Origin of the sequence: Variovorax paradoxus, from assembly GCA_016806145.1 — a bacterium.
Taxonomy (GTDB): Bacteria; Pseudomonadota; Gammaproteobacteria; order Burkholderiales; family Burkholderiaceae_C; genus Variovorax.
This window is the reverse complement of record CP063166.1, coordinates 1574305-1589223: the sequence shown is the minus strand read 5'-3', so window position 1 is coordinate 1589223 and position 14919 is coordinate 1574305. Positions and strand designations below refer to the sequence as shown.

The 14919-nt window shown below is 61.6% G+C and carries 12 protein-coding genes, 1 tRNA gene and 1 pseudogene; 6 read left to right on the top strand and 8 right to left on the bottom strand.

Annotated elements, in window-relative coordinates:
- The first annotated feature begins 141 nt into the window (after positions 1–141).
- From INQ48_07290 to INQ48_07280, 3 genes and pseudogenes are all read left to right on the top strand, one after another.
- Positions 142–715 (top strand): annotated as a pseudogene (locus INQ48_07290) (aspartate/glutamate racemase family protein).
- 279 nt (positions 716–994) lie between these two features.
- The gene (locus tag INQ48_07285) at positions 995–1210 is read left to right on the top strand and encodes a hypothetical protein (GenBank protein ID QRF59028.1); all 216 of its coding nucleotides are present in this window, start codon (positions 995–997) and stop codon (positions 1208–1210) included.
- Positions 1211–1608: 398 nt separating this feature from the next.
- Positions 1609–3606 carry an acyltransferase gene (locus tag INQ48_07280; protein QRF59027.1) on the top strand — a complete coding sequence of 666 codons (1998 nt, stop codon included), beginning with the start codon at positions 1609–1611 and terminating at the stop codon, positions 3604–3606.
- Positions 3607–3678: 72 nt separating this feature from the next.
- Here the strand turns inward: INQ48_07280 and INQ48_07275 are convergent, their stop codons facing one another.
- The 8 genes from INQ48_07275 to INQ48_07240 form a co-directional block, all read right to left on the bottom strand.
- The gene (locus tag INQ48_07275) at positions 3679–4764 is read right to left on the bottom strand and encodes an IS630 family transposase (protein QRF59026.1); all 1086 of its coding nucleotides are present in this window, start codon (positions 4762–4764) and stop codon (positions 3679–3681) included.
- 262 nt (positions 4765–5026) lie between these two features.
- Positions 5027–5102, bottom strand: a tRNA-Thr gene (locus INQ48_07270).
- A 79-nt stretch (positions 5103–5181) separates the two neighbouring features.
- On the bottom strand, positions 5182–5772 hold the full coding sequence (locus INQ48_07265) for a ClpXP protease specificity-enhancing factor (GenBank protein ID QRF59025.1): 591 nt from the start codon (positions 5770–5772) through the stop codon (positions 5182–5184).
- A 44-nt stretch (positions 5773–5816) separates the two neighbouring features.
- Positions 5817–6428 carry a glutathione S-transferase N-terminal domain-containing protein gene (locus tag INQ48_07260; GenBank protein QRF59024.1) on the bottom strand — a complete coding sequence of 204 codons (612 nt, stop codon included), beginning with the start codon at positions 6426–6428 and terminating at the stop codon, positions 5817–5819.
- Between the two features lie 95 nt (positions 6429–6523).
- Positions 6524–7300 carry a cytochrome c1 gene (locus tag INQ48_07255; GenBank protein ID QRF59023.1) on the bottom strand — a complete coding sequence of 259 codons (777 nt, stop codon included), beginning with the start codon at positions 7298–7300 and terminating at the stop codon, positions 6524–6526.
- Positions 7301–7329: 29 nt separating this feature from the next.
- Positions 7330–8766 (bottom strand): cytochrome bc complex cytochrome b subunit, encoded by a 1437-nt coding sequence (locus tag INQ48_07250; GenBank protein ID QRF59022.1) that lies wholly within the window; start codon positions 8764–8766, stop codon positions 7330–7332.
- 14 nt (positions 8767–8780) lie between these two features.
- Positions 8781–9398, bottom strand: coding sequence for a ubiquinol-cytochrome c reductase iron-sulfur subunit (petA, locus tag INQ48_07245; GenBank protein ID QRF59021.1), 618 nt, complete (start codon positions 9396–9398; stop codon positions 8781–8783).
- A 224-nt stretch (positions 9399–9622) separates the two neighbouring features.
- Positions 9623–10324, bottom strand: coding sequence for a response regulator transcription factor (locus tag INQ48_07240; protein ID QRF60648.1), 702 nt, complete (start codon positions 10322–10324; stop codon positions 9623–9625).
- A gap of 417 nt (positions 10325–10741) precedes the next feature.
- Here INQ48_07240 and INQ48_07235 point away from each other — a divergent pair, with 417 nt between their 5' ends.
- From INQ48_07235 to INQ48_07225, 3 genes are all read left to right on the top strand, one after another.
- Positions 10742–11002 (top strand): hypothetical protein, encoded by a 261-nt coding sequence (locus tag INQ48_07235; protein QRF59020.1) that lies wholly within the window; start codon positions 10742–10744, stop codon positions 11000–11002.
- Between the two features lie 134 nt (positions 11003–11136).
- The gene (locus INQ48_07230) at positions 11137–11766 is read left to right on the top strand and encodes a YjbF family lipoprotein (GenBank protein QRF59019.1); all 630 of its coding nucleotides are present in this window, start codon (positions 11137–11139) and stop codon (positions 11764–11766) included.
- Positions 11763–14876, top strand: coding sequence for a YjbH domain-containing protein (locus tag INQ48_07225; protein ID QRF59018.1), 3114 nt, complete (start codon positions 11763–11765; stop codon positions 14874–14876). Before INQ48_07230 ends, INQ48_07225 begins: the two co-directional genes overlap by 4 nt.
- Positions 14877–14919: the final 43 nt, after the last annotated feature.

The following is a 14919-nucleotide window of genomic DNA, read 5'->3' as shown; positions in this document are numbered from 1 at the left end:
TTGGCTATCAAGAATCAGCGATGCGAACTTCACCCGCTCAATGTCTCGCAAGGCATGCTCACCTGACAATGCTGCGATTGCACGCTCTGCGTGGAAGGGCGAGCCACATGGGCCACGCGTACGCGCGCCCCCGAGGTGTCGATGCACACGCACTCGCTCGCGGCATACTTTAACTGCCTGGACCGCGGCGACCTAGACGGCTTCGGGCAGCTGATGCTGTCTTCAGCGAGCAAGCTCGCGGTCGCGGGCGTCGACTTTCTGATCTGCCCCGACAACACCATCCACCAAGTGACGCACCTTGTGCTGCCCAGGTCTCCGCGGCCCTGGCTGCATATCGCCGAAGTCGTTGCGGCCGAGGCGGTGCCGTACAGCTTTCGCAGCGTCGGCGTGCTCTGCACGCACTGGCTGGTGGACAACGAGGTCTACGCGCAGGCGCTCTCGGCGGCAGGGCTCGAGGTGGTGCGACCCGGCGCCGACGAACCGTAGCAGATGGGCCCCATCATCATGGACGGACTCGTGCGCGGCGTGGTCAGGCCCGTCGACCGACGTGTTGCGGCGGCTGATCGATCGGCTGAAAGCGCAGAACCGCGGTGCCGTCGTACTCTGCTGTACCGAGCTGCGGCTAGTGCTGAACGACGGCAGCTCATCGCTGCCGACGCTGGACTCGACCCGCTTGCTGGCACGCACAGCGCTGCGGCGCGCGGAATGCTTTTGAACAGGACAACGCATGAAAAAACATAAACCCCCACCTCCATCGCACGACTCCAACGTAAATGGCCTTAGGTGCGAAACATCCTTGGGCGGAGTTCAGATCAAAGCCTTTACCCCGCTTCCTTTTATGATTTTTTTGAGCAATACGCCAACGCAAACTGGCGCACTCTGTTCTCTCCTTTAAGCAAAGCACAAGCGCAGCAGGCAGGTCTAGCCGGGCTAAGTAGGCTATGCATTTTCTTTGACCCAAATGTCTATCATCCTAGGCTCGAGATGCCATCATATGCTTTACCGCGATGGCAAGCTACTCCCTGCGGAAAAGGCCAAGGCCAACTTCATCTTCGGCTGGCTGCGTATGCATTCGAAGACGCCTGGCGTTGGCATGCCGTTTTCACAAGCATTCATCCTCCCCAGCTCCACCGCCTCAGAGAACGCGCTTCTCTACGAGCTTGACCACTGCTGGCTGCGAGCCATGATGGCGTGGGAATGCGGCTGGTAGGCGTTGATCCTCACCTGCCGAGCGATCCGGCCATCCATCAGTCATGGTGGGTGGTGCCCGGAAGGCCCCGGTGATCCAAACCTACCCCACACTTTTGCATGCTCCGTGCAAGGCCACTGGCCGGCACCAGGCCCACATCCTCCCAGGCCTGCCCACCGACTATTCCGTCACCGAGTTGCCAAAAGGTTATTTCCCGGTACGCGACCAGCGCGGCCAATGGCCTTCACTTTGGCGCCGGGCCAGTCGAGGTCGTGCGCTCGCCGACGCCTTTTTGATACCAAGTCACGGTAGAACTAGAATCACCCGCACACGTTGCCGGTCGCTGGATGGCTCGATGCCTCATCGTCGAACTTTCTTTTCAACCGCGTGCCATCCCCAACGCCCTATGAGCCAAAAAAATGCAGTCTGCATCTAGCAATCCTACGAGCTTTCGCAACGACATCAATGGCCTTCGCGCTTGGGCCGTTGTCGCCGTCATCCTCTATCACTTTGGCGTACCGGGCTTTGGCGGAGGCTTCGTTGGGGTCGACGTGTTTTTTGTGATTTCAGGCTTTTTAATGACTGGCATCGTCGTAGTGGGCCTGGAGCGCGGAAATTTCTCAGTCTTAAATTTCTACCTTGCAAGGGCGCGCCGCATTCTTCCCGCGTTGATCGCGCTGTGCGCAGTGTTGCTCCTCCTAGGATGGTGGACATTGGCGACCCTCGATTACCAAATTCTGGGAACGCATGCGGCATTTAGCTTGGCCTTTCTTTCGAATATCAAGTTTTGGCGCGAGGCTGGGTACTTTGATGCCGCTTCGCACGAAAAATGGCTACTGCACACTTGGTCGCTGGCTGTTGAGTGGCAGTTTTACCTATTGCTACCGTTAGTACTGCTGGCTGTTTGGAAGTGGCGCCCAGGCAGGCGCCCCGTGCTTGTTGCAATGGTTGCGGGATTGGTGGCTTCGCTCGCGTTGTCAGTGGTAGTAACGTCGCTACGACCCTCTGCGGCTTTTTACCTACTGCCTACGCGAGCCTGGGAAATGCTGGCCGGCGGCCTGGCGTACTTGTTGGCCAACCGTTGGACACTGGCCGCGCGGCAACGTACAGCACTTGAAGCGGTCGGCCTTACGCTGGTGATTGTTTCCATCTTCGGGTTTGACTCTTCATCGCCCTGGCCCGGCGCGCTCGCGATGGTGCCCGTGATAGGCACTGCGACGATGCTGCTGGCTGCGCAACCTGCTTCCCGTTGGACTGGATGCCCCCTGGCACAGTGGCTCGGTACACGCTCCTACTCCTTGTACCTTTGGCACTGGCCAATCGTAGTGGCGCTGACATATTTGGAACGGCAGACAGAATTTATTGCTATCGCCTTAGGCCTATCCCTGACATTGGCGTTGGGTGAACTGTCTTACCGTTTAGTAGAAACACCGGCCCGCATATTTTTGGGACGGTTTTGGAAAATATCGGGCGCAGCTTTTCTGTTAGGTACTTTCGCAGCAGTGGCAGCAATAGGAATTGCAATTCGTTCAATGCCAGGAATCCCCGGCCGTTTCTCCGAAGCAATTGAACTCGTTGCAAATGAAAGTAACAACAAAAACCCTCGATACAATGAGTGTTATGTAAGAGGCGGCACTGAATCCCCTTCATGTATCTATGGTGGTAATAATTTGCGAGCGGTTTTAATCGGTGACAGCCACGCAGATGCGGTTACAACAGGTTTGGCCGCTGCACTTACTGATGACAGAGATGGCATCATGGCCTGGGCATATTCGAGTTGCCCGACGCTGTTAGGCGTCAAACAGCTCAAATCAAATGATGGCTCAAATGAAAAATGCGGTGAATTTTTATTATGGGCGGAAGAAAAACTTAAGGACATTCGCCAAGACGTTCCTTTAGTAATTGTCAATCGCACCTCTGCTTATGCCGTGGGCAACAATGAACCCTGGGAAAAAACTAGAGACCAGCCTTTGGTCTATTTTAAAAACCCTTACAACACTATCACTCCAGAATCTCTAGCTGAATTTTCTCAAAAACTCGCAGATACTGCATGCCAATTTTCAAGAAATCGACTTGTATACTTAGTTCGTCCAATTCCAGAAATGGGTATCGATGTTCCAAAAGCGATGTCACGAGCTATGATACTCGGGAGGTACAAGGAAATCTCAATTTCGCTTGAAGACTACCACCAACGCCATGCAACCGTTTGGGCGGCACAGGATAGCGCGCGCGATCGCTGCGGGGTGAAAATACTTGATCCTCTGCCATATTTGTGCAAGGATGGGCGCTGCAACGGAGCGAAAAATGGACATCCTCTTTATGTTGATGATGACCATCTGAGTGAGTTTGGCAACAAACTGCTTGTGCCTATGTTCGCAGAAGTCTTCAGAACGATCGACAAGCCAATACAGTATTGACTATAGGAAGCTTCGGCACAATATTAGTGTTCGCTGAAGCTCTTTTGGAATAAGGTCTAAAACCATCACTTCCTAGTGTGGTGAGTTAGAAGTTCGCAGACAAAATCTCTCGACACTGGCGAGGATGTCTTCGGCGGTTTTCGACCAAACAAAGGGCTTCGGCTTGGCATTGTTGATGTCCCGGTACTCCCGGATGGTCTGCTCGAGTTGTCGCGTGGAACGGTGTGTGCCGCGACGAATGCAGCGTTGAGTGAGCGTCGCGAACCAGCGCTCGACCTGGTTGAGCCATGACGCCGAAGTCGGCGTGAAGTGCACATGAATGCGCGGGTGGCGGGCCAGCCACGATCTGATCGAAGCCGTCTTGTGTGTGCCGTAGTTGTCCATGACCAAGTGGATGTCCAGCACCGCTGGCACGCTGGCCTCCACGGTTCGCAGGAACTGCAGGAACTCGCTGCTGCGGTGGCGCCGGTGCATCTGGCCGATGACCGCACCTGTAGCGATGTCGAGCGCCGCGAACAGCGTGGTCGTGCCATGGCGCTCGTAGTCATGGGTGCGCCGCTCGGGGATGCCAGGAGCGAGCGGCAGCAGGGGTTGCGTGCGATCCAACGCCTGGATCTGGCTTTTCTCGTCTACGCAAAGCATCATCGCCATCAGAGGCGGATCCATGCAGAGGCCGACGATGTCTCGTACCTTCTCGACAAACATCGGATCACTCGACAGCTTGAACGTCTCTTGGCGATGCGGCTGCAAGCCAAAGGCACGCCAGATGCGCGAGACGGCCGTCTGCGAAAGCCCGGCTGTGCTGGCCATTGTGCGCGTACTCCAGTGCGTCGCCCCGTGTGGCACGCTCTCCAACGTCCTGGCGATCACCGCATCCACCCGGGCATCGTCGATGGTTCTTGGCGCACCGCTGCGCGGCGCGTCCAGCAGACCATCCAGGCGTTGTTCGACGAACCGTGCTCGCCACTTACTCACCATCTGCGGTGTGACGCGCTGGCGCGCCGCGACCACCTTGTTGTCTTGCCCTTCGGCGCAGGCCAGCACGATGCGCGCGCGCAACGCCAAGGCCTGCGCTGTCTTGCGTCGCAGCGTCAACGCCCTAAGCTCTTCGCGCTCGGTGTCCGTCAAAACCAATGTCGCTTTGGGTCTTCCGCTCATTGCAGCCTCGTCGAGTACACACGGTACACGAGAGACATCAACGTTCAAGAATAATTCAATGAACTTCTAACTCACCACACTACCAACCTATTCCTTAATAGGCCTACCTCAGAAGGATTCTCAAGGAACTCGAGCGTAACTGTTTGGACTTCAGATTCGCATCACATGGCGATCTCGGCTTTTCATGCGAAAGAAAAAGCCCGGTCGTTCTTGAACTGCCGGGCTTTTCGGGGTGCCTTGTCTTTATCACAAGGCTTTGATTTGGTGCCGCTTGTCCGAATCGAACGGACGACCTTCCGCTTACAAGGCGGGTGCTCTACCAACTGAGCTAAAGCGGCCGAAAAGAAAACCTGCTGCGGATTCTAGTGGCGTGCCCACCAGGGTCCGGAAGCCGGCGCGTCGTGCGGGCCCGGGCCGCTACTTGACGCGCTTGAGCGAAGGCCGCGCACCGCCGCCGGCCGGAGGGCGCGGCGGCTCGTCGGTCGGGTCGGCCTCGGGGCCGTCGCCGATGTCGGTCACGTCGCTGCCCGCATCGTCGGCCGTCACCAGGTGCACGACCCGGTTGGCCTCGCTCTCGCTACCGCCGCGCGAGGCATCACGCAGCGCCGAACGCACCGGGCTCGCCGGTGCCGACACGCCCGTGGCGGCCGGGGAGTCGAGCCCCATGCCGGTGTCGGCCGCCGGGGGCGGTGCGGGAAAGGCCATGCCCTGGCCGTTCTCGCGCGCATAGATCGCGATCACGCGGCCCACGGGCACGCTGATCTCGCGCGCCGTGCCCGCGAAACGGGCCTTGAACTCGATGAAGTCGTTGCCGAGCTTGAGCGAGCTGGTCGCGTCGAAACTGATGTTCAGCACGATCTCGCCGTTCTTCACGTACTCGCGCGGCACCTGCACGGTGTCGTCGACCTGCACCGCGACATAGGGCGTGAACCCGTTGTCGGTGCACCATTCGTACAGCGCCCGGATGAGATACGGGCGGGTGGAAGACGACTCGAGCGCGTTGATCATGAAGGACGGCGATGAAGCGAAGCGGAAACGGACCTGCGCGAGGATTACTTGCGCATGACCTTTTCGGAGGGGGTCAGCGCTTCGATGTAGGCCGGGCGCGAGAAGATGCGCTCGGCGTACTTCAAAAGCGGCGCGGCGTTCTTGCTGAGGTCGATGCCATAGTAGTCCAGGCGCCACAGCAGCGGCGCAATGGCCACGTCGAGCATGGAGAAGTTGTCGCCCAGCATGTACTTGTTCTTGAGGAACACGGGCGCGAGCTGCGTGAGGCGGTCGCGGATGTGCGAGCGTGCCTTTTCGAGCGCCTTCTCGTTGCCCTTGGCGGTGCGGTTCTCGAGCGTCGACACGTGCACGAACAGTTCCTTCTCGAAGTTGAGCAGGAACAGGCGCACGCGCGCGCGGTCGACCGGGTCGCCGGGCATCAGCTGCGGATGGGGGAAACGCTCGTCGATGTACTCGTTGATGATGTTCGACTCGTACAGGATCAGGTCGCGCTCGACCAGGATCGGGACCTGGCCGTACGGGTTCATCACGCTGATGTCTTCAGGCTTGTTGTAGAGATCGACATCGCGGATCTCGAAGTCCATGCCCTTCTCGAACAGCACGAAACGGCAGCGGTGGGAAAAGGGGCAGGTCGTACCTGAATACAGCACCATCATGGCGAAAGACTCCTAAAAATCAAAAAGAGTGGGTTGCGTTGGCAACCCACTCCACGGGACCGGCGCACTTGACGCTCCGGTCGGCAAGGATGGAACTACTTGACGTCTTTCCAATACGAGGCGTTCAGTCGCCACACGAAAATCACCGACATCGACAGGAACAGCAGCACCCAGACACCGATGCGGATGCGCGTGTTCTGAGCCGGCTCGGCCATCCACTGCATGTAGCTCACCAGGTCGCCCACGGCGGTGTCGAACTGCAGCGGGGTCATGGTGCCGGGCGTGACCTGCTCCCACTTGCCGGTGAACACATCGGCCTCGTGGCCATGCTGTTCGACCTTGGCGTGGATCGGACGACGCTCGCCCTGGAGCTCCCACAGCGGATTGGGCATGGCCACGCTCGGGAATGCGAGGTTGTTCCAGCCGGTCGCCTTGGTGTCGTCGCGGTAGTAGGTGCGCAGGTAGGTGTAGAGGTAATCAGCACCGGTGCCGCCGTGGCCGGCGCGCGAGCGCGCCACCAGCGTCAGGTCGGGCGGCGTGGTGCCGAACCATTCCTTGGCCTGGCGTGCATCGATGTTGGCCTTCATGGTCTCGCCGACCTTCTCGGTCGTGAACAGAAGGTTGTCCTTGATCTGCTGCTCGCTGATGCCGATGTCCTGCAGGCGGTTGAAGCGCATGAAGGCGGCCGAGTGGCAGTTGAGGCAGTAGTTGACGAACAGCTTGGCGCCGTTCTGCAGCGCTGCCACGTCGTTGGTCTTGTTCGGGGCCTTGTCCCAGGCGAGGCCGCCGGATTCGGCCGAAGCGGCTGCGGAGAAGGTCAGGCCCAGTGCCAAGCCCAGGGCCGCGAGCCAGCCGGAAATGCTTTTCTTCATCGTGTGTCTCTCGAGCTGTCTTGCGCTTTTCAATGGGCGGCGAAGGTCACGCGGTCGGGCACGGTCTTGAACTCGCCCTTGCGGCTCCACCACGGCATCAGCAGAAAGAAACCGAAATAGAACAGCGTGCCGATCTGCGAGATGGTCTGCGCGATGTCGAGCGCGAACGAGCCGATCACGAGATTGCCCCAGACGCCGGGCGGCTGGATGCCGAGGTAGCCCAGGATCAGGAAGAAGAAGACGAACACGCCGTACACGTACTTGTGCCAGCTCGGACGGTAGCGGATCGACTTGACTTCGCTGTGGTCGAGCCACGGCAGGAAGAACAGGATGATGACCGAGCCGCCCATCACGACCACGCCCCAAAACTTGGCGTCGAAGGTCTTGAGCAGGAAGATCGCCACGGCGGCCACGACGATGATCGCGACCTTGAGCGCCACGCCCGACTTGCCCTTGACGAAGTTCCAGATCGCGGCCGCGCCGATGATCAGCGCGAACACGTTGACCATGTCGTCGGTGGTCGCACGCAGCATCGAATAGAAGGGCGTGAAGTACCAGACCGGCGCGATGTGGTTCGGCGTCTTCAGCGAATCGGCCGGGATGAAGTTGTTGTACTCCAGGAAGTAGCCGCCGGCTTCGGGGGCGAAGAAGATCACCGCCGAGAAGATCGTGAGGAACACCACCACGCCGAAGATGTCGTGCACCGTGTAGTACGGGTGCGACGGGATGCCGTCGAGCGGATGGCCGTCGGGACCGCGCTTGGCCTTGATCTCGATGCCGTCGGGGTTGTTCGAACCCACTTCGTGCAGCGCGATCAGGTGGGCCACCACCAGGCCGAGCAGCACCAGCGGCACGGCGATCACGTGGAAGCTGAAGAAGCGGTTGAGCGTGGCGTCGCTCACCACGTAGTCGCCGCGGATCAGCAGGGCCAGGTCAGGACCGATGAACGGGATGGCGGCGAACAGGTTCACGATCACCTGGGCGCCCCAGTAGGACATCTGGCCCCAGGGCAGCAGGTAGCCCATGAAGGCTTCTGCCATCAGGCACAGGAAGATCGCGCAGCCGAACACCCAGATCAGCTCGCGCGGCTTGCGGTAGCTGCCGTACATGAGCCCGCGGAACATGTGCAAATAGACCACCACGAAGAACGCTGAGGCGCCCGTCGAGTGGATGTAGCGGATCAGCCAGCCCCATGGCACGTCGCGCATGATGTACTCGACCGATGCGAACGCCTGGTTCGCGTCGGGCTTGTAGTGCATGACGAGGAAGATGCCGGTGACGATCTGGATCACGAGGACCAGCATCGCCAGCGAGCCGAAGATGTACCAGAAGTTGAAGTTCTTCGGCGCGTAGTACTTGCCCCACTGATCGTTCCACAGCTTGGTCAGCGGGAAGCGGTTGTCGACCCAGTTCAGCAGCTTGGCGCTGGCCGGGGCGTTGGGGGAGATTTCGTGGAATTCAGCCATGTTCTTCTTCTGCCTCAGGCCTTCTTGGAGTCTTCACCGATCAGGAGCTTGGTGTCCGACAGGTACATGTGCGGCGGCACAGGCAGGTTGTCGGGCGCGGGCTTGTTCTTGAAGACGCGGCCGGCCAGGTCGAACGTGGAACCGTGGCAAGGGCAGAGGAAGCCGCCTTCCCAGTCGTTGGGCAGCGAGGGCTGCGGGCCGGACTGCAGGCGGTCCACCGGCGAGCAGCCGAGGTGGGTGCAGATGCCGACCACGACCAGCACGTCGGGCTTGATCGAGCGGTGCTCGTTCTGGGCGTACTTGGGCGTGAATTCGTCGGGATGACGCTTGGACTGCGGGTCCGCGAGCTGCGCATCGAGCTTCGGGAGCTCGGCGATCTGCTCCGGGGAGCGCTTGAGGATCCAGACCGGCTTGCCGCGCCACTCGACGGTGACTTTCTCGCCGACCTTCAGGCCGGAGATGTCGACCTCGACGGCAGCGCCGGCGGCCTTGGCCTTTTCGGAGGGCTGGAACGTGCTGACAAAGGGAATCGCGGTGGCCACGCCTCCCACTGCACCGGCACAGCCGGACGCGATCAACCAGGTCCGCTTGCTTGTGTCGATCCGGGGGGAGCCGGCGGTCATGTCACTCATGGGGATCCTCTATCTTCTTCGCTGGAGCAGGGTCAACCGACGATTGTAGCGGGGCGCAACGTGCGAATTCAACGGTTGCAGGACCGCGCGGTCGCGCGAATGACGCTCCGATCCGACATCGGCGGGGTGCCGTCCGCTCGTGATCGATGGGCTATCGATGAACGGAACGAGCGCGCGCGAAAGCGCCCGCGGCTTGCGACCGCGGGCGCTTCACGAGGGGAGATTCAGTTCAGCAGGCCGTGCTGCATCGCTTCGCGAACGGCTTGCGTGCGCGACTTGACCGCGAGCTTGCGGTAGATGCTCTTGGCGTGGAACTCGATCGTGTTGATCGAGAGGTAGAAGGCCTCGGCGATCTGCCGATTGCTCCAGCCCTGCGCGATCAGGTTCAGCACCTTGAGCTCGCTGACCGACAGCACGGACTTCGGCGCTTCGGTCTCGGCGGCGGCCGACGGCACCTGCGTGCTGCTGCTGGCCGGCGCGCGGCGCGGCGTGCCGAACATGCGTTCGAGCACGCAACGGGCGACGCGCGGGTCCATGGCCGCACCGCCGCGCTCGAGCGAGCGCAGCAGGAAGACCAGTTCGGTGTCGAGCGCATCGGTGAGCAGGTAGCCCGCCACGCCGGCCGAGACCGCGGCGCGCACACGCTGCGTATCGGGCAGCGCCGAGACGGCGATGCGCTCCATGTGCGGGTGCGCCTCGCGCAGATGCAGGATCGTCGAGACACCGCCGTCCTCGGGCAGGTCCATGCCGACCAGCGCCAGCGAGCAGGAACTGCGCGCCAGGATCTCGCGGGCCTGGGCGCACGAGCGGGCGACCAGCACGCGGGCTCGGGGCTCGAGCACCGACACGACGGTACGCAGACGCTCGGTCACCTGAAGATCGTCATGGACGATCAGCACGCTCTGGAACTTCGAATTCCTCGCCATCACGCTGGCGTCGGTCTTTTCCAACAGAATTTCCACCTTGGGTCTCCCGGTGCGGCAACTGGGTTGCGGGTCTGAAAAAAGTTAACGTTGGTTTACGCAAACGCAGGATCGATGCCTGCGTGGCGCGCTGGAGCCAACAACCCGCGCTCAAGGCATCTAAGCGTTTGATTTCATTGGTCTTTTTTGATGCGAATTTGGCCAACAGCCCCCGGAACACGGTGGATTTCGAGCGTTTCGAAGGCCCCGTTACGGTCGACGTCACGCCTGTCGCTACGTAACATCAGATGCGTAACCTTTTTCACGGATGCGGCCCGCATCGGGTCACAGAGAAGAAACCGAGTGCAAACGGGTTGCGACCCACTTTCAATGCTGCTACTCTCGAATCGATTGCCTAAAAAATCTTTGAGAGGATCCCTTATGAAGACCAACCAACTGCTTGCAGCTGTCGCTCTGTCCGCCCTGGCGGCCTCGTCGGCGTTCGCTCAGACCGCTCCTGCTGGCGGCAACACCGCCACGAACAACGCGCAAGGCAGCTTCACGGATGGAGAGAAGATCGCTGCTGCTGCAGGCGCGGCTCTGTTCGTCGCAGCCGTGAGCGGCAACGGTGGCAATTCGGGCGGCGGCTTCGGCCTGATCCCCGGCACCGGCACCACCGGCACGACTGGCACCACGCGCTGATGCCGCGAGCCCTCCTTGACGGAGGGCATTCGCTAAAAAGTCCCCGCGTCGGTATCGCCACGCGACTTATAAAATGTTGCCTTTTGGCAACGTTTTTTTTGGGCGTTGGCGGTTGTTCTTCCGGTTCTTCCGCGATGCTGGACACAGCACGCGCCCTCTATAGAGGGCAGACGTCGGCATCCTCGCCGACTTTCAATCCCAATTTCGCGTATCTGCGGGCCAACATCTCGGGCCGCACCCTTTACATGGTGCTTGGCTACCTGGACCAGCGACCCGAAGGCGCTGTCGAAGTCTGGTACAGCGGCGGCGGCGAAATCATTCGGTTGTTGAATGGCCGCCTGATCGGCACCACCGGGCTTTCCACGGACTGGCGAGCCGTTCGCATTGCCAACTGGCCCGCTTGGCCCACCACGGCTTCGAACGCCGGTAGCGCCCCCGTGCAGCGCTACGAACGCGAGCGCGACGTCATGCCTGGCTATCGATTCGGCATCAACGACGAAATCACCCGCATCTCCATACCGGCGCCCGGCGACAGCGCGATTGCCGGCACGGACCCGAAGTCGCTTCAGTGGTATGAGGAGCGCAGCGTCTCGCGTCCGGCAAGCGCCTCTCTTCCTGCCGCCCGATTCGGAATCTCGAACAAGACAGGCACACCTGTTGTCATCTATTCCGAGCAGTGCATCTCCAACAATCTGTGTATGAGCTTCGAGCGCTGGACACCTCCCACGCCGGCAACCGGCGCCCCGGCGAGCGCTGGGACATGAGCTCGCGAGGCCCATCCCCTCGGCATTCCCATTGGCCCCGTCACATAGCGGCGGCGTGCGCGCTGCTCGTCACATGCGGCGCTTGGGCCCAGCAAAGCGGTACGGCACCTTCGAACGGCCCAACCACGCGCTCGGACGCCGATGTCCGCGCCGGCGAGCGCTTCAGCACCTGGCTGCTGCGGCAGCCGCCGGAGACGGCATCCCCCGGACTCTCATGGCGTGTTCCCGAGGAGCGGCTGGCGCAGCAGTTCCTGAAGAACACCCTGCTGGTCCGCCTCGAGGCCGAAGCCCGCCGCGCTCCTCGTGCGGACCAGGTCGACCGGCTTGCACTGATCACCTGGCTGCAAGGCCTGCCCGTGACCGGGCGCGTGGCTCTGGGCATCGTCGACCCTCGGTGGCTGGAAACTCATCCCGCGGAGGACCCCGTCCTGTCGGCCGGCCAGCAATTCGTGGCAGGCCCGCCTGAACTGAAGACGATCGCCGTGGTGCGTTCCAACGGCGAGCTCTGCCATGTCCGGCACGAGGCCGGCCGCAGCGCCTTGGACTATGCCAACGCCTGCGATCTTCCCGCCGCCGATTGGGCCTGGGTGGCGCAGCCCGATGGCCGCACCGCACGCGTCGCTGTCGCGCCCTGGAACGCGCAGCCATCGGACGAACCCGCGCCTGGATCCTGGATCTGGGCCGCGCCGCGAGCCATGCCGGATCTGGTCGCGGCGTCGGAGGGGATGATCAAGTTCCTGGCGACCCAGGGGCCCTCGCCCCAGGTCCTGGATGCCGCTGCGCTCGATGCTGTCGCGCCGGCGCCCGCCGCCGACAAGCGCGCGCCGCTGATCACGTCCCTCGACACACGAAAAGGCGTCGACGCAACCCACTACGCGCCTGTGCGCTCCGTGCTGCCTGAGCCGGTGCCCACGCCCAAGGTCTTCCGGACCAGCGCCAACGACTGGGGCGAAACCGGCCTCCTCCAAACGCCTTCAGCGCGCATGGGGGAGCTCGGAGACTTCCGGCTCTCGCTCACCAACGTCTATCCCTACTCGCGGCTGAACTTCATGTTCCAGCCGCTGGACTGGCTCGAGGCAGGCTTTCGCTACACCTCGATCAGCAACCAGGCCTACGCGGCAAGCACCACGGGCCAATCGAACAAGGACAAGAGTATCGATTTCAAGGTCCGGCTCGCCAAGGAGTCGGCCTACGTGCCGGAACTCGCGCTCGGATTCCGCGACTTCGGCGGTACCGGCCTGTTCTCGTCCGAATACCTCGTCGCCAGCAAACGCTACGGCGACTTCGATTTCAGCCTCGGCATCGGCTGGGGCTACATGGGCAGCAGCGGCAACATCAAGAATCCGCTGATCGCCGTCAGCAATCGCTTCAGAACACGTCCCGGCAGCACAGCCACCACCGGCGGCCAGGCCAACTTCAACAGCTTCTTCCGCGGGCCCGCAGCGCTTTTCGGCGGCGTCGAATGGCGTACTCCCTGGGACCCGCTGACCCTGAAGCTCGAATACGACGGCAACGACTATCAGCACGAGCCGTCGGGCATCAATCAGCGCCAGCGAACCCCGTTCAACGTGGGGCTCGAGTACCGCTACGCGCCCGGACTGTCGTTCTCCCTGGGCTTCGAACGCGGCGACAAGGTCATGCTCGGCGTCTCGCTCTCGACCAATCTCGCCAAGCTCCAGTCCCCCAAGGCGCTCGATGCGCCGCTGCCACGCTTCACGCCCGAAGCACCCAAAGCGCCGCCTGGCTGGCCGACCACCGCGGCGGACATCGAGGCCCGTACCGAATGGACCGTGCAGCGCATCGCCCCGCAGGGCGACAAGCTGCATGTCTGGATCAGCGAAAGCTTGACGGTCTATCGCGAAGCACGCGTCGAGACCATCACCGCGCTGCTGCATCGCGACGCGCCGGCCTCGATCAAGTACTTCGTCCTCCACTACCGCGAACGCGGGCTCTCTCTGCACGCGCAAGTGATCAATCGCGACGAGTGGGTCAACGAGCACTACAGGGCGATGACTCCGAGCGAGAAGCGTGCTGTTGGCCAGCGCGAGTACGCACCCAACGTGGACAGCAGCGAAGACATGCAGCCTCTGCCTGCCGTCGCCGCCACGGCGGCGAGCGCATCCGTCAATGCGCCGCAGAAGGCAGAGGATGGTTCGTCGACCAATGTGGCCACTGCCACGGCGACGGCGCCTGCGCCGATGGCGCCATGGGAACGCAAGCGTGAACGCTACACGTTCGGCATCACGCCCAGCACCTCTCAGATCGTCGGCGGCCCGGACGCCTTCCTGCTTTACCAAATCGGCATTCAAGCGGTTCTCGAGTACCGGTTCACCGACAGCACCTGGTTCAATGGCGCTCTCAACTGGCGCATGTTCGACAACTTCGACAAGTTCAGCTACACCGCCCCCAGCAATCTGCCGCGCGTGCGGACCTTCCAGCGTGAGTACGCCACGACGAAGCGGCTCACCTTGCCGGTGTTCCAGCTCACGCATGTGGGCCGCCTGGCGGAAGATCAGTACTACAGCGTCTATGGTGGCGCACTCGAACCCATGTTCGCGGGCGTCGGCGCTGAATGGCTCTATCGCCCGTCACGCAGCCGTATCGCTTTCGGCATTGACATCAACCATGTACGGCAACGCGACTTCGCGCAGGACTTCGGTCTGCGCGACTACAAGGTCAACACGGGCCACGCCACGCTGTACTGGGACACGGGCTGGAACGGCGTTCGCGCAACAGTCAGCGTGGGTCAGTACCTCGCCGGCGACAAGGGCGTCACGCTCAACGTCAGCAAGAGCTTCGACAACGGCGTGGTGCTCGGCGCCTACGCGACGAAGACGAACGTGTCGTCGCGTGAGTTCGGCGAAGGCAGCTTCGACAAGGGCATCTACGTGGCGGTGCCTTTCGACGCCTTCCTGCCGAAGTCGAGCAAGTTCACGGCCGCGTTCAATTGGTCGCCGCTCATTCGGGACGGTGGCGCGAAGCTGGGCCGGATCAATCCGCTTTACGACATGACGTCGATCAGGGATCCGAAGGCCTTCTCGATCGGGGCTCCGGAGAGCAATCCGCCGCGGGCGGGGGACAATATTTTGAACTTCGAAGGGGCTCGCTGAGGCGGAGGATCGGCTACTGTGGACTGCGGAACGGGTCGAGAAC

Coding starts and splice junctions, on each gene's coding strand:
- INQ48_07285 (QRF59028.1), top strand. CDS start 995: ATGCTTTACCGCGATGGCAAGCTACTCCCTGCGGAAAAGGCCAAGGCC.
- INQ48_07280 (QRF59027.1), top strand. CDS start 1,609: ATGCAGTCTGCATCTAGCAATCCTACGAGCTTTCGCAACGACATCAAT.
- INQ48_07275 (QRF59026.1), bottom strand. CDS start 4,764: ATGAGCGGAAGACCCAAAGCGACATTGGTTTTGACGGACACCGAGCGC.
- INQ48_07265 (QRF59025.1), bottom strand. CDS start 5,772: ATGATCAACGCGCTCGAGTCGTCTTCCACCCGCCCGTATCTCATCCGG.
- INQ48_07260 (QRF59024.1), bottom strand. CDS start 6,428: ATGATGGTGCTGTATTCAGGTACGACCTGCCCCTTTTCCCACCGCTGC.
- INQ48_07255 (QRF59023.1), bottom strand. CDS start 7,300: ATGAAGAAAAGCATTTCCGGCTGGCTCGCGGCCCTGGGCTTGGCACTG.
- INQ48_07250 (QRF59022.1), bottom strand. CDS start 8,766: ATGGCTGAATTCCACGAAATCTCCCCCAACGCCCCGGCCAGCGCCAAG.
- petA (QRF59021.1), bottom strand. CDS start 9,398: ATGAGTGACATGACCGCCGGCTCCCCCCGGATCGACACAAGCAAGCGG.
- INQ48_07240 (QRF60648.1), bottom strand. CDS start 10,324: ATGGCGAGGAATTCGAAGTTCCAGAGCGTGCTGATCGTCCATGACGAT.
- INQ48_07235 (QRF59020.1), top strand. CDS start 10,742: ATGAAGACCAACCAACTGCTTGCAGCTGTCGCTCTGTCCGCCCTGGCG.
- INQ48_07230 (QRF59019.1), top strand. CDS start 11,137: ATGCTGGACACAGCACGCGCCCTCTATAGAGGGCAGACGTCGGCATCC.
- INQ48_07225 (QRF59018.1), top strand. CDS start 11,763: ATGAGCTCGCGAGGCCCATCCCCTCGGCATTCCCATTGGCCCCGTCAC.